General features: G+C 69.8%; 16 protein-coding genes. 4 read left to right on the top strand and 12 right to left on the bottom strand.

All coding sequences use genetic code 11. The annotated features are described in order from the left end of the window. The first annotated feature begins 153 nt into the window (after positions 1-153). Positions 154-4,068 carry a DNA-directed RNA polymerase subunit beta' gene (locus tag ACFXPK_RS26640; RefSeq protein WP_385004580.1) on the top strand — a complete coding sequence of 1,305 codons (3,915 nt, stop codon included), beginning with the start codon at positions 154-156 and terminating at the stop codon, positions 4,066-4,068. Between the two features lie 121 nt (positions 4,069-4,189). Here ACFXPK_RS26640 and ACFXPK_RS26635 read toward each other — a convergent pair whose 3' ends face one another. The 9 genes from ACFXPK_RS26635 to ACFXPK_RS26595 form a co-directional block, all read right to left on the bottom strand. Then, complete coding sequence (locus tag ACFXPK_RS26635; protein WP_385004582.1) at positions 4,190-4,453, bottom strand: hypothetical protein; 264 nt, start codon at positions 4,451-4,453, stop codon at positions 4,190-4,192. Between the two features lie 12 nt (positions 4,454-4,465). Next, positions 4,466-5,362, bottom strand: coding sequence for a peptidoglycan-binding protein (locus ACFXPK_RS26630; RefSeq protein WP_385079313.1), 897 nt, complete (start codon positions 5,360-5,362; stop codon positions 4,466-4,468). A gap of 100 nt (positions 5,363-5,462) precedes the next feature. Beyond that, a complete protein-coding gene (locus ACFXPK_RS26625; protein WP_385079310.1) occupies positions 5,463-6,920 on the bottom strand; it encodes a phage tail protein in 1,458 nt (485 codons plus the stop codon). 58 nt (positions 6,921-6,978) lie between these two features. Beyond that, the gene (locus ACFXPK_RS26620; protein WP_385079308.1) at positions 6,979-7,692 is read right to left on the bottom strand and encodes a hypothetical protein; all 714 of its coding nucleotides are present in this window, start codon (positions 7,690-7,692) and stop codon (positions 6,979-6,981) included. 4 nt (positions 7,693-7,696) lie between these two features. After that, entirely contained in the window at positions 7,697-8,815 is a 1,119-nt protein-coding gene (locus tag ACFXPK_RS26615) for a hypothetical protein (protein ID WP_385079320.1), read from the bottom strand. A gap of 11 nt (positions 8,816-8,826) precedes the next feature. Next, positions 8,827-9,966 (bottom strand): hypothetical protein, encoded by a 1,140-nt coding sequence (locus ACFXPK_RS26610; protein WP_385079305.1) that lies wholly within the window; start codon positions 9,964-9,966, stop codon positions 8,827-8,829. Between the two features lie 49 nt (positions 9,967-10,015). Beyond that, positions 10,016-10,942, bottom strand: a complete 927-nt coding sequence (locus tag ACFXPK_RS26605) for a phage distal tail protein (protein ID WP_384999650.1) — start codon at positions 10,940-10,942, stop codon at positions 10,016-10,018. Between the two features lie 82 nt (positions 10,943-11,024). Continuing rightward, positions 11,025-12,320, bottom strand: coding sequence for a tape-measure protein (locus ACFXPK_RS26600; RefSeq protein WP_385079303.1), 1,296 nt, complete (start codon positions 12,318-12,320; stop codon positions 11,025-11,027). Further along, positions 12,317-13,513, bottom strand: coding sequence for a phage tail protein (locus ACFXPK_RS26595; protein ID WP_385079300.1), 1,197 nt, complete (start codon positions 13,511-13,513; stop codon positions 12,317-12,319). The genes ACFXPK_RS26600 and ACFXPK_RS26595 overlap by 4 nt, the downstream gene beginning before the upstream one ends. A 93-nt stretch (positions 13,514-13,606) precedes the next feature. Between ACFXPK_RS26595 and ACFXPK_RS26590 the strand changes: the two genes are divergently transcribed. Further along, positions 13,607-14,020 carry a DUF3592 domain-containing protein gene (locus ACFXPK_RS26590; RefSeq protein ID WP_385079297.1) on the top strand — a complete coding sequence of 138 codons (414 nt, stop codon included), beginning with the start codon at positions 13,607-13,609 and terminating at the stop codon, positions 14,018-14,020. A gap of 307 nt (positions 14,021-14,327) precedes the next feature. Here the strand turns inward: ACFXPK_RS26590 and ACFXPK_RS26585 are convergent, their stop codons facing one another. Then, positions 14,328-14,924, bottom strand: a complete 597-nt coding sequence (locus ACFXPK_RS26585) for a hypothetical protein (RefSeq protein ID WP_385079294.1) — start codon at positions 14,922-14,924, stop codon at positions 14,328-14,330. Between the two features lie 76 nt (positions 14,925-15,000). Between ACFXPK_RS26585 and ACFXPK_RS26580 the strand changes: the two genes are divergently transcribed. Then, positions 15,001-15,378, top strand: coding sequence for a DUF3592 domain-containing protein (locus tag ACFXPK_RS26580; protein WP_385079291.1), 378 nt, complete (start codon positions 15,001-15,003; stop codon positions 15,376-15,378). 453 nt (positions 15,379-15,831) lie between these two features. Next, positions 15,832-16,176: a DUF3592 domain-containing protein gene (locus tag ACFXPK_RS26575; RefSeq protein ID WP_385079288.1), complete on the top strand. Its 345-nt coding sequence runs from the start codon at positions 15,832-15,834 to the stop codon at positions 16,174-16,176. 98 nt (positions 16,177-16,274) lie between these two features. Here ACFXPK_RS26575 and ACFXPK_RS26570 read toward each other — a convergent pair whose 3' ends face one another. Both ACFXPK_RS26570 and ACFXPK_RS26565 read right to left on the bottom strand, forming a co-directional pair. Then, complete coding sequence (locus ACFXPK_RS26570; RefSeq protein ID WP_385079286.1) at positions 16,275-16,625, bottom strand: hypothetical protein; 351 nt, start codon at positions 16,623-16,625, stop codon at positions 16,275-16,277. Between the two features lie 65 nt (positions 16,626-16,690). Further along, a complete protein-coding gene (locus ACFXPK_RS26565) occupies positions 16,691-16,984 on the bottom strand; it encodes a hypothetical protein (protein ID WP_384999630.1) in 294 nt (97 codons plus the stop codon). Positions 16,985-17,134 lie beyond the last annotated feature (150 nt).

Genomic DNA, 17,134 nt, shown 5'->3' with positions numbered 1-17,134 from the left:
GCCCCCGCCCAGGGTGTCTGTGGTGGGGGGGTTTCGCGGCCGGGACCCGATACCCGCCCGGCTCTCCCCGGACCCGTTCAGACCATTGCTGAAGTGCCCCATCTACTCGCTGACGCGAGGGGCTCGAACCCCCGAAAGAGGGATTGACGACAAGTGCTCGACGTCAACTTCTTCGACGAGCTGCGGATCGGCCTTGCCACCGCGGACGACATCCGGACCTGGTCGCACGGCGAAGTGAAGAAGCCGGAGACCATCAACTACCGCACGCTCAAGCCCGAGAAGGACGGACTCTTCTGCGAGAAGATCTTCGGTCCGACCCGGGACTGGGAGTGCTACTGCGGCAAGTACAAGCGTGTCCGCTTCAAGGGCATCATCTGTGAGCGCTGTGGCGTGGAAGTCACGCGCGCCAAGGTGCGCCGTGAGCGGATGGGCCACATTGAGCTGGCCGCGCCCGTCACCCACATCTGGTACTTCAAGGGCGTGCCCTCGCGTCTCGGGTACCTGCTCGACCTCGCGCCGAAGGACCTCGAAAAGGTCATCTACTTCGCCGCGTACATGATCACGTTCGTGGACGAGGAGCGCCGTACGCGCGATCTGCCGTCGCTGGAGGCGCATGTCTCCGTCGAGCGCCAGCAGACCGAGAACCGCCGCGACTCCGACCTCGAAGCCCGCGCCAAGAAGCTTGAGACCGACCTGGCCGAGCTGGAGGCCGAGGGCGCCAAGGCCGACGTGCGCCGCAAGGTGCGCGAAGGCGCCGAGCGCGAGATGAAGCAGCTCCGGGACCGCGCGCAGCGCGAGATCGACCGTCTCGACGAGGTGTGGAACCGCTTCAAGAACCTCAAGGTCCAGGACCTTGAGGGCGACGAGCTGCTCTACCGCGAGCTGCGCGACCGCTTCGGCACCTACTTCGACGGTTCGATGGGCGCCGCCGCGCTCCAGAAGCGCCTGGAGTCCTTCGACCTGGACGAGGAGGCCGAGCGCCTCCGCGAGATCATCCGTACCGGCAAGGGCCAGAAGAAGACCCGTGCGCTCAAGCGCCTCAAGGTCGTCTCCGCGTTCCTCCAGACCAGCAACAGCCCCAAGGGCATGGTGCTGGACTGCGTACCGGTGATCCCGCCGGACCTGCGTCCGATGGTGCAGCTCGACGGTGGCCGCTTCGCGACCTCCGACCTGAACGACCTGTACCGCCGTGTGATCAACCGGAACAACCGCCTCAAGCGTCTTCTCGACCTCGGTGCCCCCGAGATCATCGTGAACAACGAGAAGCGGATGCTCCAGGAGGCCGTCGACGCGCTGTTCGACAACGGCCGCCGCGGCCGTCCGGTCACCGGTCCCGGCAACCGCCCGCTGAAGTCCCTGAGCGACATGCTCAAGGGCAAGCAGGGCCGTTTCCGTCAGAACCTCCTCGGCAAGCGTGTCGACTACTCGGCCCGTTCGGTGATCGTCGTCGGCCCGCAGCTCAAGCTGCACCAGTGCGGTCTGCCGAAGGCCATGGCGCTGGAGCTCTTCAAGCCGTTCGTGATGAAGCGCCTGGTGGACCTGAACCACGCGCAGAACATCAAGTCGGCGAAGCGCATGGTCGAGCGCGGCCGTACGGTCGTGTACGACGTGCTCGAAGAGGTCATCGCCGAGCACCCGGTGCTGCTGAACCGTGCGCCCACCCTGCACCGTCTGGGTATCCAGGCGTTCGAGCCGCAGCTCGTCGAGGGCAAGGCCATCCAGATCCACCCGCTCGTCTGCACCGCGTTCAACGCGGACTTCGACGGTGACCAGATGGCCGTCCACCTGCCGCTCTCCGCGGAGGCGCAGGCCGAGGCACGCATCCTGATGCTGTCCTCGAACAACATCCTCAAGCCGGCCGACGGCCGTCCGGTCACCATGCCCACCCAGGACATGGTGCTCGGCCTCTTCTTCCTCACCACGGACGAGGAGGAGCGCACCGTCAAGGGCGAGGGCCGGTCCTTCGGCTCCACCGCCGAGGCCACCATGGCCTTTGACAACCGTGAGCTGTCGCTCCAGGCCAAGGTCGACATCCGCTTCCCGGTGGGCACCATCCCGCCGCGCGGCTGGACCCCGCCGGTCTCCGAGGAGGCCGACACCGACGGCACCGCGGTGCCGTGGCAGCAGGGCGACCCGTTCCGGCTGCGGACGACCCTGGGCCGCGCGCTCTTCAACGAGCTGCTGCCCGAGGACTACCCGTTCGTCGACTACTCGGTCGGCAAGAAGCAGCTCTCCGAGATCGTCAACGACCTCGCCGAGCGCTACCCCAAGGTCATCGTGGCGGCGACGCTCGACAACCTGAAGGCGGCCGGCTTCTTCTGGGCGACCCGTTCCGGCGTCACCGTCGCCATCTCGGACGTCGTCGTGCCCGAGGCGAAGAAGGCGATCGTCCAGGGTTACGAGGCGCAGGACGAGAAGGTCCAGAAGCAGTACGAGCGCGGTCTGATCACCAAGGACGAGCGCACCCAGGAGCTCATCGCGATCTGGACCAAGGCGACCAACGAGGTTGCCGAGGCGATGAACGCGAACTTCCCGAAGACCAACCCCATCTTCATGATGGTCAACTCGGGTGCTCGTGGAAACATGATGCAGATGCGTCAGATCGCCGGTATGCGTGGTCTGGTGTCCAACGCCAAGAACGAGACGATCCCGCGTCCCATCAAGGCGTCCTTCCGTGAAGGTCTGTCCGTGCTGGAGTACTTCATCTCCACCCACGGTGCCCGTAAGGGTCTGGCCGACACCGCCCTGCGTACCGCCGACTCGGGTTACCTCACCCGTCGTCTCGTGGACGTCTCGCAGGACGTCATCATCCGCGAGGAGGACTGCGGCACCGACCGCGGTCTGAAGCTGCGGATCGCCGAGCGCGGCGCCGACGGTGTGCTGCGCAAGGCGGAGGACGTCGAGACGTCCGTGTACGCGCGGATGCTCGCCGAGGACGTCGTCGTGGACGGCAAGGTCATCGCGCCGGCCAACGTCGACCTGGGCGATGTCCTGATCGACGCGGTCGTGGCCGCCGGGGTCGAGGAGGTCAAGACCCGTTCGGTCCTGACCTGCGAGTCCGCGGTCGGCACCTGTGCCTTCTGCTACGGCCGCTCGCTGGCCACCGGCAAGCTGGTCGACATCGGTGAGGCGGTCGGCATCATCGCCGCCCAGTCCATCGGTGAGCCCGGTACCCAGCTCACGATGCGTACCTTCCACACCGGTGGTGTGGCCGGTGACGACATCACGCAGGGTCTGCCCCGAGTCGTCGAGCTGTTCGAGGCCCGTACGCCCAAGGGTGTCGCCCCGATCTCGGAGGCGGCCGGCCGCGTCCGTATCGAGGAGACCGAGAAGACCAAGAAGATCGTCGTCACCCCGGACGACGGCAGCGACGAGACGCCGTTCCCGATCTCGAAGCGTGCCCGTCTGCTCGTGGGCGAGGGCGACGCCGTCCAGGTGGGCCAGAAGCTCACCGTCGGTGCCACCAACCCGCACGACGTGCTGCGGATCCTCGGTCAGCGCGCGGTCCAGGTCCACCTGGTCGGCGAGGTCCAGAAGGTCTACAACTCGCAGGGCGTGTCGATCCACGACAAGCACATCGAGATCATCATCCGGCAGATGCTGCGCCGCGTGACGATCATCGAGTCCGGCGACGCGGAGCTGCTGCCCGGCGAGCTGGTGGAGCGGTCGAAGTTCGAGACCGAGAACCGCCGTGTGGTCACGGAAGGCGGCCACCCGGCCTCCGGCCGTCCGCAGCTCATGGGTATCACCAAGGCGTCGCTGGCCACCGAGTCGTGGCTGTCGGCGGCGTCCTTCCAGGAGACGACCAGGGTCCTGACCGACGCGGCGATCAACGCCAAGTCGGACTCCCTGATCGGCCTCAAGGAGAACGTCATCATCGGTAAGCTCATCCCGGCCGGTACGGGTCTGTCCCGCTACCGCAACATCCGGGTCGAGCCGACCGAGGAGGCCAAGGCCGCGATGTACTCGGCCGTCGGCTACGACGACATCGACTACTCGCCGTTCGGCACGGGCTCCGGCCAGGCCGTTCCGCTGGAGGACTACGACTACGGTCCGTACAACCAGTAAGGCGTGAGCGAACGGAGGGCGGTCATCCCGTACGGGGTGGCCGCCCTCCGGCGTGTGCGGCTCCCGTCGTGACGGGAGCTCGCGGCAGGGCCGCGGGAGCCCGCCGTACGGCCGCCGGGCTTTACCGTACGGCCAGCTCCCAGGCGGCGACGGCGAGCCCGCAGGTGGCCGTCAGCGCGGCGATGTTCGCCAGCGGCCAGCGGGAGCGCTCCAGGGAGTCCAGCCGTGCCTCGTGGTCGGCGAGCTGCCGGTCGGTCTGGTCGCTGCGCTGTACGAGCAGGGCGAGCGAGCCGTCGGCCCGCGCGAACCCCGCCTCCAGCGTGCCCCGCAGCCGCTCCAGTTCGACGGCGACGGTGACCGGGTTGTTCGATTCGGTGTCGGTCATGGGCACCCTCCTTCAGTCGGTGTACGGGACCTTCAGCGCGGTCCACGAGGTGTGTCCCGGTGTGCCGTCGGCGTCGGCGCCGCGGAAGCCGAGCTTGCGCTGCCAGGCGGCGTACGAGCGCCGGTCGGCCTCGGTCCAGCGGGGCCCCGGGCCGACCGTGTAGGCGGAGCAGCCCTCGGCGACGAGCCGCCGCCCCATCGCGGTGATCACGGGGGAGCTGCGCCGGAGGGTGAAGAACGCGGCGCCGGGGAACGGCTGGAGGCGCGGGGTGGTCGGGGTCGGCGGCGCGGGCGCCGCGCCGAGCCGGGCGGCGATCCGGGCGCGCATCCCCGCCATGGTGAATCCGCGCGGGTCGATCTTCTGGTCGGACCACTCCGTGTGCCCGATCACGCTCTTCGCGCTCCAGCCGTGGGCGCGGCAGATCGCGGCCGAGACCCGTTCGACCGCGGTGAGCTGGGCGGCGGGCCAGGGGTCCTTCCCGTCGCCGAGGTTGACGCATTCGAAGCCGTAGAAGCGCGCGTTCCCGTCGGCCGCGCCGGGGCTCCCCTCGTGGTGGCGCGGGGCGGGCGGGCGTTCGCCGTAGTCCTCCTCGATCACCCGCCGCAGTACGGCCGGGTCGCCGCCGCCGGCGTGGTTGGCGCGGCCGTTGCCGACCAGGTGGACGGTGCCGTCCTTGGCGACGACGCCGTGGCAGAGCGGTCCCGGGAGGGTGGCGTAGCCGTGGTAGCAGAGGGCGACGGAGCCCGTGGTGCCGCTGGAGACGGTGTGGTGGATCATCACGCCGTTCAGCGGTCCCCAGGCGCCCTTGTGGTTGCGGTGGTGGGTGCGCCAGCCGGGGTGTTCGACGACGGTGACGCCCTCGGCGCGCAGAGCGGCGACCATCCGGTCGGCGGTGAGCGGGGTGGCCATGAGGTTTTCCTTTCGGGTGGTGGACGGCCGGACGCGCGTGCCCCGTACCGGGAGGGGCCGGTACGGGGCACGCGCGGGGCGGTCGGGGCGGGGCGGGCGGTCAGGAGAGGGCGGCCCAGATGGCGTTGGAGTCGGCGACCACGGTCGAGGGGGTGAAGGAGGCCGGCAGGGAGGTCTGGCCGGTCACGTTCATCCGGCCGTGGCGGATGAACGACCCCGGCATCCGGGCGCTCCCGCCGGGGGCCTGGCCCATGCTGGAGCCCCGCATGAAGGCGGGGCCGCTGCTGCTGGGGTTCGGCCCGTTGACCAGGAGAGCCACCCAGTAGTTGCCGGCGGCGGCGTTGTAGGCGCTGGTCAGCGGGCAGACGACGGTCTGCCCCTCGGTGGCCTTGACCGGGGTGGTCAGCGGGGCGGTCAGGCCGACGCGGGCCCCGGCCGCCGTGTAGAGCCCGGCGAAGGAGCTGGCGCTGAGGCCGGTTCCGGCGTAGCCGGGCACGTAGAAGACCACGTTCCGTACGGTGGTGGCCGAGTGGAGCGGGATCCCGATCAGATACACCCAGCCGTTGATGCAGTACTGGACGGTGCTGCCGGAGGCCGCCGCCGGGTCGAACGCCCAGCCGGAGAAGCCCATCGCGGCCGGGGACCAGGCGCCCGCCCCGGCGACCGTGTCCAGGTAGCCGCGCCGGACCAGATGGTCGGCGGCGGAGGGATCGGCGGTGGTGGCCGGCGGGGCGGCGAAGGTCTTGGTGCCGCGTACCGTCTGGTTCCCGTCGAGCAGCACCGCGCTGCCGGCCGCCACGGCGTTCACATCACCGGCGGCGAGCGTGACCGCGCCCGTGCGTTCGTTGACGGAGGTGACCGGCGCGCCGCCCAGCGGCAGATAGCGCAGGTCGGCGGCGGGCGCGTCCAGGGCGCCGACATCGGCGGCGGCGAGGACGACCGCGCCCGTGCGGCCGTTGACGGAGGCGACCGCCCCGCCGGAGCCGGCCGGGAGCTGTCCCGGCTCCACCAGGCCGTCCGCGCCGAGGGTGGCCACCCCGCCCCGGGCCCCGGCCGAGGCGGCCGGGATCGCGGCGACGTCACCGGCGGTGAGGACGATGTCGGCCGCGTCGTGCCCGTTGACGGAACGTACGGCTCCGGCGGGGCCCGCGGGCCCCGCCGGGCCCGGTTCCCCGGCGGGTCCGGCCGGTCCTGGCACCGCCACGTAGTTCGGGGCGGCCGGGTCCACCGGGGCGAGATCGGCGAGGTCGACGGCGGGCAGGCCGGTGGTGAGCACGATCCGGTACGTGCGCGGCCGGGACAGGCCGCCCAGCTTCTCGGTGACGCCGTACGTCCACCCTTCGGGGTTCCAGCCGGGGGCGTCGGTGGCGGGCAGCACCACCCGGATCGCGCCCTCGTCGTCCAGCGTCGCCCGGGTCGGCCCGCCGAGGAAGAGATCGGCCTCGGAGTGGGTGAGCAGGGACGGCGGCCGGAACTCGACGTGGCCGGTCATGGGCTTGCCGTCCGGCGTCAGATAGCGCGCGGTGACGGTCACCGTGGGAATGGATTCGGGCAGCACTCGGATACCTCCTTGGGAGGGGATGAGGAAGAAGGGGCGCGTACGGGCGGCCGTACGGTCAGGACTGCACGCCGTACAGGGCGAGGGGCCGGCAGCGGACCGTGTCGCCCGCCGTGAGGACCCGTGCCTGCACCTCGAAGGTGACGGCGGCGTCGTACGCCACGTCCAGGACCGCCGTGAAGGCCAGCCCCCCGGCGTCGCCGGCCGGTCCCACCGGGGCGCCGTTCGCCAGCAGCCGCAGCTCGGCCTTCCCGGCGCTCTCTGCGGCGATCCGGCAGTACAGCCGGGCGTGCTGGGCGATGCCCGTACCCCGGTACAGCGTCGTCCAGGCGGTCGAGCCGGTGGACTCCCAGCGGTCGGCGGCGACCGGCTGCGGCAGCGGGTAGGGGACGTAGGGCCGGGCCAGCCCGTGTCCCACGGCGTCGTCGGCGACGACCACGTTGCCCTTGCGGTCGAGGATCTGGACCGGCTGGACGGGCAGCGTGTCGGGGGTGCCGGTCCAGACGGTCAGGGCGAGGGAGCCGTCGTCCCTCCGTACCATCAGCCCCTGCTGCGGGGCCCCTTCGGCGCGGTCGGGCTGGACCCGGCCCAGGTAGAGCAGGTCGTCGCCCTGGCCGGTGCGCACCCGCAGCCGGCCGCCGTCACCGATGACGACGTCGCCGCCCATGATCTGGTTCATCGCGGGGCGGGTGTTGGCGCTGCCCATCAGGTCGCGTACCTGCCGCTCCAGTGTGCGGATCCGGTCCAGCAGGTCGACGGGGATGATCGCCACGGGGTCACACCCCTTCCAGGTAGAGCGTGGCCGTCTCGGGCTTCGCCCGCTGCGGCGGATTGACGGCGAGCCCGACGACCCGGAACCGGGTGTCGGAGCCGCCCTGATGCCACAGGTCGTGGACGCGCAGCCGGATCCGGGCGCCCATCAGCGCGGGCGTGATCCGGCCGTCCATCCACACCGTCAGCTCCGGGATGGTCTCCGGGGCGCGGTGCCGGGACAGTTCGGCGCGGGCGAGGGAACCGAGCGCGTTCGCGTCGTTCACCGAGGTGTGGTCCGAGGTCTGCTCCAGCCGGGGCCAGCCGCCCGCGATGTCCTCGTCGCTGACCACGCGCACGGTCAGCGGCTCGGACTCCTGCGACTGGTCGCTGTTGCCCGACTCGCCGCGCGCCACCCACACATTGGCCTGCACGGTCGAGTCCGACGGCAGGCTGTAGGTGTGCACGGGACCCGGATGGTCCAGCACGATCTCGGTACGGCCGGTGGTGATCACCGGATGGCCGAGCTGAAGACGTTTGACGCGCCGTCCCTCCGCGTCCCGGTAGCAGTGGATCCGCCACTCGAATCCGTCGTCGAACTGGCAGAGCTTGTCGAGCAGTTCCCTGACCCGGGCCAGCCCGCTGTAGGCGTACGCGAAGTCCCTCCGCACGCCGGACGCCTCGGTCCCGTACCGGATCCCGATGTCGCCGCCGGGCTGCGCCTGTACGTGGTCGATGAGCAGCCGGACGATGTCGAACTGCTCGGTGCCCGCCCCGACGAGGTCGGCGGAGAGGATCCGGTGGTCGAGGTACGAGTCGAAGGTGCCGGCCTGGAACTGGACCGTCAGCCGCCCCTGTTCGTCCATCTGCGGCGTGCTCGTCCACAGCACCCCGCCCCACCAGATGTCCCCGTTGCGCTCCAGCCAGACCGCCGTACGGCCGGGCACCAGCGCGGCCCGGGTCCGTTCGGCGAGGGCCGCGTCGGGCAGCGGGATCGTCGCGGAGAGGGAGCCCGCCTTCCCGATGAAGTCGTCGAACTTCGCGTCGGTGAGCGGGAGCACGTCGAGGACCCGGTCGGTGCGCAGATCGCAGAACAGAGCGCGGTAGACGGCGGTGCCGGGGGCACGGAGCGCCCCCGTGGGCATCGACGCCGGCGTCACAGGGCGGCCTCCGCCGCCTCGTAGGTGAAGCTGCCGGAGATCCGCATGCCGGCGGCCCAGGGCCACGGGGTGACAGCGTCCGTGATGCCGCCCCACGGGCCCATCAGATTCCCGGCCGTCCCCGAGGCCAGCTCCAGCTCCAGCGCCTTGGTGCTGGTGAGCCGGACCCGGACGGCGATCCGCTCCTTGTTGCTGGCGACGCCCACGAGTCCGGCGAAGCCCACGGCCTGGGTGGCCGCGGCGGCGGTCACCGGCAGGCTGAAGCGCCAGTTGTCGGTGGAGGCGCCGGCGCCGAACCGGGTGGTCGAGCCGAAGGCGATGTCGAACGACCCGTGCACCACCGTCCCCATCTGCACGTAACGGCACTGGAGCGCCGCGTTGCCGAAAGCCGGTGTCGCCAGGCCGCTGGAGGTCGTCCAGACCGGGGTCCAGTCCCGCCACCGGGGCAGCGGCGGGTACGGCTGCCAGGCGGTGCCGTCCCAGCGCTGGAGACCGCCCTCACCGATGTCCCGGTACTGGCCCGGGTAGGCGCCCGGGATGGTGCGGGCCCACTCCTCGGGCAGGATGCCGCCGACCGCGACGGTGGTACGGCGCAGATCGGAGACGGCGGAGGACCAGTCGATCCCGCCGCTGCCCGCCGAGGCGCCCGCCGGGACCCGGACGGTCGCCAGCGCGAGGGCGGCGGCCGGGATCGCCGGGGCGGTCGGGTTGGGCTCCGGCTGGCCCTGGAGGACCTCCAGCACGGCCTCCGTACGCTCCTCGCCCTCCTGCGTCCCGTCGTACACCCGCAGCACCACCAGGTCGAGGCGGGGGTTGGCCGGGTCGCCGTCGCCGAGAAGGAGCTGGGTGTACTCGGTGACGGCGACGGGGTACGCCCCGGCCGTCTCGCTGCTGTGGACGACGGCGCGGCCGGAGGCGACGGTCGCGGTCATCCCGGCCGACTCCCCGTACACGTACAGCCCGGACAGGACGTACTTGCCGTCCGGCGAGCCGGGCAGCACGCCGCCGCGGGTGGTGAGCTGGCCGGACGGGGTCATGGTGCCGAGCGGGGCGAGCCGGGTGTCGGTACGGGACTGGCCGGTGACGCCGGTGCCGTCGGCGGAGCGGTTGAGCAGCCATGCGGAACGGATGGGCATGAGATCTCCTCTGCGGGATGGGTGGGGTGGTCGCGGGTGGGGACCGGAGTCACCAGTGGGAGTGGCGCCAGCGCACGGTCGCCTGCGCCGCCGGATCCGGCGCGGCGTCCTCGGAACGGAAGGCCAGCGCGGTCTCGCCGGGCTCCAGGAGGAACAACTGCTCCGGCGTCGCGGCGGCCGTGGCCGTGTAGAGCCGCGAGGCGGTGCCGTTGAGGACGACCGTCCCGGTCCAGGTGTCCACGGTCAGGACGTCGTCGGCGGCGAGCGTGATGTCGTACTGGAGACGGCGGCCGTCGGACAGCCGGGTCAGCGAGGGACGGCGCACCGGGCCGCGGAACACGATCAGCGGATGGGCCGCCGTGTCACCGGAGTTGACGGCGGTGAGGGTGCCGTTCGTCCCGGCCGTGCCCCAGTCCAGCGGCCAGTCCAGCCCGCCGTCCGGCCAGTCGAGGCCCGGCTCGGGAGCGGGCAGGCCGGTCCTGGCCGTCTGCTCGTCCGTACCGAAGCGGCGCGGATCGGTGGCCGTCCACTGAAGGCTGGTCTTCGACGTGCCGTTCATCTGGAAGGAACGGTCCTGCGGTACGACGCGCCGGCTGATCCGGGCGCGTACCGCCAGGGTCTCCCCGTGCAGCCGGACCGCGAGCCACCGTTCCGCGCCGTCGAGACCGGTGCCGGACCGGAACTCGCCGAGGGTGGTACGCGCCTCCGTACGGGACGCGGGCAGCAGCCAGACCGTCGCGTCGACCAGCCGGGGCTGCGCCCAGCGCGAGCCGGGCCAGGAGCCGTGCTGGTCGGGACGGGGTACGTCACCGATGTCGATGCCGGGCAGATCGTCCCAGCCGCTGAGGCCGGCGCGGTCGATCTCGAACGGGGTACCGGGGCCGAGCAGCAGTCCGGCCCACTGGATCTGCCCGTCGCGGGTGATCAGTGAGCCGGGGGAGGGATCTTCCTGATATGTGGTCGTGGTCTCGGCCATGGGCCGTCACCTCATTTCGTAGGGGAGCCGTGGCCGCTGGGCGGGGGCGGGCGCCGGAGGGGCAGGGCGGGGGCGTGGGCACTCATGCGGCGGTCCGGTTCAGGAACAGCAGGTCCCCGGCGATGACCAGCGCGCTGCGGCCCTCGGGCTCGTGGTAGCAGGGCAGGACGGCGCGGTGCGCCGGACGGCCGGTGGACGGCCCGTGCCCCGGCTCGGCGGGCCGCAGCCGGTCGAGCGCGGACAGCGGGAGTACGGCGCCGGAGTGCGGGCCGCCGCCCGGGGGCAGGACGACACCGCCTTCGGCGAGCTGCGGGATCTTCGGGAGGTCGACCCCGAACTTCTTGCCGAGAACGGAGAAGCTGAGCTTGTTGAGGCCGCCGATGACCCAGTTGGCGAACGCGATCAGGCCGTTGAGGGGGCCCTTGACGACGGAGAGCAGCGCCTGCATGGCGCTGGTGACGAAGCCGCCCATGCCGTTCAGCGCCCGGGACAGGGCGTCCTTCACCCGCTGGAAGCCGCGCGGGATGTCCCGGGTGATCCAGTCCAGCACCGGCCGGACCCCGGACTTCAGACCGTTCCACGCCGAACGGATCAGCCCGGTGAGGGCGCGGGTCGCGGTGGAGACGGCGCTCCTGACGCGTTCGAAGCCCTGCGAGAGCGCGGGGCCGACCGCCTTCAGGACCCCGCCGATGACGGTGCGCACGGTGGTGAAGGCGGCCGAGACGGTCTTCGCGTACAGCCGCACGACGGGACCCAGGAACGTCCAGATCCCCTGGATCACCTTCAGCGCCTGGTCGAAGACCTGCTTCATGATCCGCTGACCCGTCTGCGAGTTGACGGCCAGCTCGATCAGATAGGCGGCGATCGGGGTGATCAGGCCGATGACGAAGCCCAGCGGGTTGGCGCGCAGGGCGACATTGACGGCGGTCATGGCCCCGGTGGCGACGGTGAGCCCGGTCGCGAGCGGCCCCATGATCTTGGAGACGGTGCCCGCGCCCGAACCGAGCTTGCCCGCCAGCCCGCCGAACAGCCCGGCGCCGGTGGCCACGGGGGACAGTGCCCCCGCGACGCCCTTGGCCCTGCCGCCCCCGCCGCGCACCTGGGTACCGGCGCTCCCGGCCGATCTGCCGACCCGGGTGAGCGCCTGCCCGGCGGTCTCCGCACGCCCCTTGACCTGCCGGAGCCCGCCCGTGGCCTGGGTGGCGCCGGACGCGATCCGGCCGGCCGCGGTCGCGGACCGCTGGACGCCCTGCCGGAGGGCCTGGAGCGCGCGACCGCCCTCACCGAGCCGGCTGCGGAAGGAGGCGAGGGCGGGTCCGGTACCGGCGAGCGGATCCCGGCCGGCCCCCGCGCCGAGGCCGGCCGCCGCGGCGCTCATCCGCGCGCCTTGGACAGGAACATCAGCGCCATCGCGGTCTCCCGGAGATCGCTGCCGGTCGCCTCGTGGTAGTTCTCGATGAGCAGCCCGCCGCCCACGGCCCCGGCTCCGAACGCCTGGGCCCGGCCCTGGCGCGCGGTGTGCCGCAGCAGCCGGTCGAGCTTGGACAGCGGCAGCACGGCCTCGGCCTCCCCGGCCTCCGCGACCAGCGCGGCCACACCGCCGCGCCGGGGGGTGACGATGCCGCCCTCGGCCAGCCGCGGAATGGTCGGCAGGCTCACCCCGAAGGACTTCCCGCCGACACCGGGCACCCAGCCGGGGACCGAGACCTTGATGCCGTTGAGCTTCCTGATCGCCGAGTTGATGAGGTCGATCACCCCGTTGAGCGGCGACTTCACCGCGCTCTTCACGGAGTTGAAGGCCCGGGAGGCGATGCCCTTGAGCCCGCCCCAGATGCTGGAGAGCTTGCTCTTGACGGCGCTGAACGCCTGCGGGACGACGTTCCTGATCCAGGAGACGACGGGGGAGATGACCTTCTTGACGCCGTTCCAGACGCTGGAGACCACGCTCCTGACGGCGTTCATCACCGTGGTGATGACCTTTTTCCAGGCGTTGAAGTACGTCCTGATGACCGTGCCGACGGCCTTCACGACGGTGGAGACCGCGGACTTGATCCCGTTCCAGACCGACTTGATCAGCGAGCCGGCCTTCTTCATGATCGGGCCGATCGCCTTCATGACGGCGCTGATGACCTTCTTGATGGCGTCGAAGGCGGTCTTCATGACCTTCTGCATCGTCTTCGAGCGGGCGGCGGTCTCGACCACCTTCTCGATCAACGGCGCGAGCAGCCCGAGCAGCACGCCGATGAGGTTGCCCTTCATGGACTTGTTCAGCCCGTTCATGCCCTTGGACGCCTTGTCGGCCCCGGACTTGAACTTCCCGACCTGAGTCCCACCCTTCTGCCCGGCCTGCCCGGCCTTGGTGAGCGACTTGGCGGCACTGTCGGCCCTGGTCCTGAGGGTGCTCAGCTCGCGGGCGGAGGACTGGGCGGAGGACTTGATCCTGCCGATCTCACGGCTACTGGCCTGCGCCTTGCCCTGAAGGGTCCCGGCCGCCCGGCCGGCGGCGTCGGCCTGCGTCTTGAGGCTTCTCAGAGACGCCGATGCTCTGTTGAGGGAGCTGACCAAAGTCATGAATTCTCCAATCGGTCGGTCGTCCTGCTGCTAAAATTCCTGGTCAGCGGTGTATTTTTATTTTCTGGGGGGCCGGTGAAAATAATTTCCGGTGTGGCGGTGATCTTGCTTCTCGCTCTGTCCTTCGTGGTCTTCTTCGTGCTACGCGTACTGCTCCTCATGTTTCTGGAGAGACTGCGTCTGAAGATGCGCGGAGCGGAGGCCGAAGGTGTCTGTACCGGATATTCCAGCGGGCGCTACGGAAACGGCGTGGCGATCGACTTCGAGGATCGCGACGGGCGCGCTCGGCACATGGTGTCCCACTCCTGGCGAGGGGTGTTGCCCGAAGTGGGGAGCCGGGTGACGGTCGTTCATCTCCCCCGGAGCCCCGAGGTCTCCGACGTCGCACCGATCCGCTCTCTCGTCCCGAACGCCCTTTACCTGGCGGTGGCACTCCCCGCTCTGGCCGCGGTCGGGGCCTCGGGAATCCTTCTCGCGATCCACGTGGTACGCGGGGTGTGGTTCTGAGGAGGCGGCGCCCGGGACAAGATGGGGAATTTCGTTGCGCAACACGTCCGTTGAGAGCGGAGCTCCGGCAGGATCGCGCGATCCTGGCGCTCCCTGCGGGCCGGGACGCCCGTCAGGTCACCGTCGGCCACGCCGGACGTAGCCTTCTGTCGGAGCCCGCCGACGGTCCGGGGCGCCGAGTCGATCCCCTGAAGTGCGTCCCCGGAGGGAACCCGAAGCGAGCTCGGGGCTTGTACAAGAGGCAGGTTGCGTTCAATCTTTAGGTGGCTGGTTTGGGGGAGTGAAGGTGCCCGAGAGGTGGTGAGGCTCAGCCCAGGGCCTGTGCCAGCGCCGCGACATGCCGTTCGAGCCGCGCGAGCTGGTCGAGTTCACTGCCCGAGGCGCCTGGACGGGCTGCGCGCTGGATCTCGCTGCGGGTGGTTCGGGATGCGCTTCCGGCCCGGCCGACCTTGGTTTCGAGGGCGTTGATCCGGCGATTCGAATGGTGGATCTTCTCGTGGGCTCCGGTGGTCATGACCTGAAGACGTTCGACGGACTTGAACAGGGTGTCCGTGTCGCTCTTCCCTCTCCACAGCACCCCCCACTTGTTCCGGGTGATTCCGAATCTCCCCAGCAAGGTATCGCCCAGAACTTCGGTATTGAGGAGAGGCGGAAGTTCTAGTTTAAATGCGGTGAGAGCTTGGGTGACGATGGCGATTTCGAGAACCTTGTACCAGTCGAATTTCCATTCCTCGTCCTCCTTCTCCTTTGCGGCCCACTTCTTGTCGACGTCCTTTCGGAGCTTGTCGACGTAGACGATCTCCGCCTTCCTTCTGAGCTCCTCCACGACGAAACTGGTGTCGGCTTTGGTCTCCTGCAATGAGTTGAGCTTCCCCGCGACTTCCGGTTGTATTTCATTTCCCATAGGGATCCCCCTTTTCTGGGCTCATCAATATCCGCTTCCCGGGATCGCGAGATTTCGCGAAAAGTAAGGAAATTAAATGATCTACTGGGTTCTTTTTAGTGGTTTAGGATTTTTCTGTTTCGGATTGGCCCTGCTTGTTTCCGACTTGCGGGGGTTCAATCGTCGCGAGCGGGCCTTCGTGACGTGTAAAGGTTCCCGGCCGGGGGAGTTCGGTGAAACGATCTATGAAATGGGCCCGGTGGTCCGGAACGGGAAGGTCGCCGAAGGGGCGGTACGGGGGAAGTCCCTGGGAATCCGAGTCGGGCATCAGGTCGAGGTCGTGTACGATCCGAAGCATCCGCATCGGATGCATCTCGCGGACAAGGCGCCTCGCCTTCCCACTCTCCCGGTCACTGCTTTCTTCTCGATTGTCGGAGTCCTGTTGTCGTTGTACGGGGTCATACGCTTCGGCTGAAGAAGCAGGCAAAGTAGGTAGGGGCTTGTGGGTTCCTACCCGGAAGGCCCCATCGGGTGCCGCGAAAATGAGGGAGGCGAGAGCTCCATCTCTATGCCGTCGAGCGTAGGGGCGCCTGTGAATGCCATCAAGCGGATCATATTTGACCGCGAGGGTCCGCAACGAGCGGAAAGCGTCGAGCACCTGAATTCGGCGGGCTCGCAGCATTCGGGATCTTTTCCCGGTGTCTTTCGGACGCCATGACGGCAGCGGCGTCCGTCTTTCGTTTCGCCTTCTGAAGGCCGTGCGCTCAGGAGGGGAATGTCGCCGCCGTAAACGGGGCGGCGACTCGGGGCCGGAGGTGGGTCCGGTGAGGGCTCTGGTGTGCGGCGTGTGACGGGTGCCGGGCGATCTCGGCAGGAAAGTCGTGCGGTCGGCCTCCCGTCCCATACGCCGGCGATGTGATTTTCCGCCATGGAGAATCAGATAGTCGTGGCCTCGGGTTTTTCCGTCACCCATTTCATCCTCATGTTGCCCCTGCTCGTGGCGGCGGTCCGGCTGGCTTTCGTGGCGGTCGAGTCCGTTCTTCTGGGGCTCAGGGGCTCTTGTGCCGTGGGGAATCTGAGAGCGGCACACCTATGCCCGATACGTGTCGCCGTCATGGCGAAATTTACTCTGGATGACGGCCGGACATTCAGATGCCATGGGCGGTACAGGGGTATGGCGGCAGCGGAAATCGGGGACGAGGTGGAAGTGATCTACGACCCCGGAAACCCGAAGCGGGCCCGGGTGGCTCCGGTGGATTTCGGCGGGGGATAGGCGGGTCGCCGTCATGGCCGCTGTAGCGGCGGTGGCCTGGGGCGTGGGCGCTCTTGAATGTGGTCGTCTGGATCCACCGGGCGCGCGGACTCGATGGATCAGTGGAAGAAGCGGGTCAGGTCGGCGTGGCTGGGGGGTTCCGGGGGCGGCGGTGGTGAGGGGAGTGCGGGTTCGCCGGGCGGGGCGTGGTCGGGGTGGTCGCCCGGGCGGGGGACCGGGAGCGGGGGTTCCGGGGCGTCGGCGGATTCGTCGGTGTTGACCGTGGCGAACATCCAGTTGGCGGCGGCCAGGTGGTCGACCGCGGCGGCGAGGAGGTGGTCGGTGACCGACCATTCGGCTTCCTCGCCGTGGAGTTCCAGGGTCAGGGCGCTGTCGCGTGGCATGTGCTTGACCAGCACCGCGAGCCGGCGGCTGGTGAGCCGGCCGCGGTGCCAGTCGAGCAGGTCCACGCCGTAGTGCCGGAGGAGGTCGGCTTCGAGGGCCTCGGCGTGTTCTTCTACGAACGCGACGAGGCTCAGCCTTCCCCCAGGCCGAGCCCGGTCTCCTTGCCGTACGCCTCCAGAATCGCGGCGATGTCCTGGACCGTGATGTCGTGCCGGGCGAAGCGGGTGAACTGCTGTTCGCCCAGGAGGAGCCCGAGCAGCCCGTCGACGTCGTTGTCGTCCAGGTCGCGCAGGGCCTTCGCGGTGGCGCGGCTCAGTTCGGTGGGGAGTTCGAAGGTGTCGTCGTCCAGCTCGAACGACCAGGTGCGGCCGAGCGCTTCGAGGCGCTGGGCCCGCGCCGCGTTGACGTTGAAGGAAGTCGCCATGGGTGTCTCCTGCCGATGAGGGGGTGGGGTGGAGCGGGGTGGGGCGGTTGAGGCGGGGGGGGTGGTGGTGGGGGGGGGGGGGCGCGAGGGGGGGAGGGACGCGCCCGACAGCCCACCCCGCGGACACGGGGACGAGAGACACCAACACAA

The organism is Streptomyces sp. NPDC059142 (assembly GCF_042755665.1).
Taxonomy (GTDB): domain Bacteria; phylum Actinomycetota; class Actinomycetes; order Streptomycetales; family Streptomycetaceae; genus Streptomyces.
Note: the sequence above shows the minus strand (reverse complement) of the source record. Positions and strands in the feature narration are given on the sequence as shown.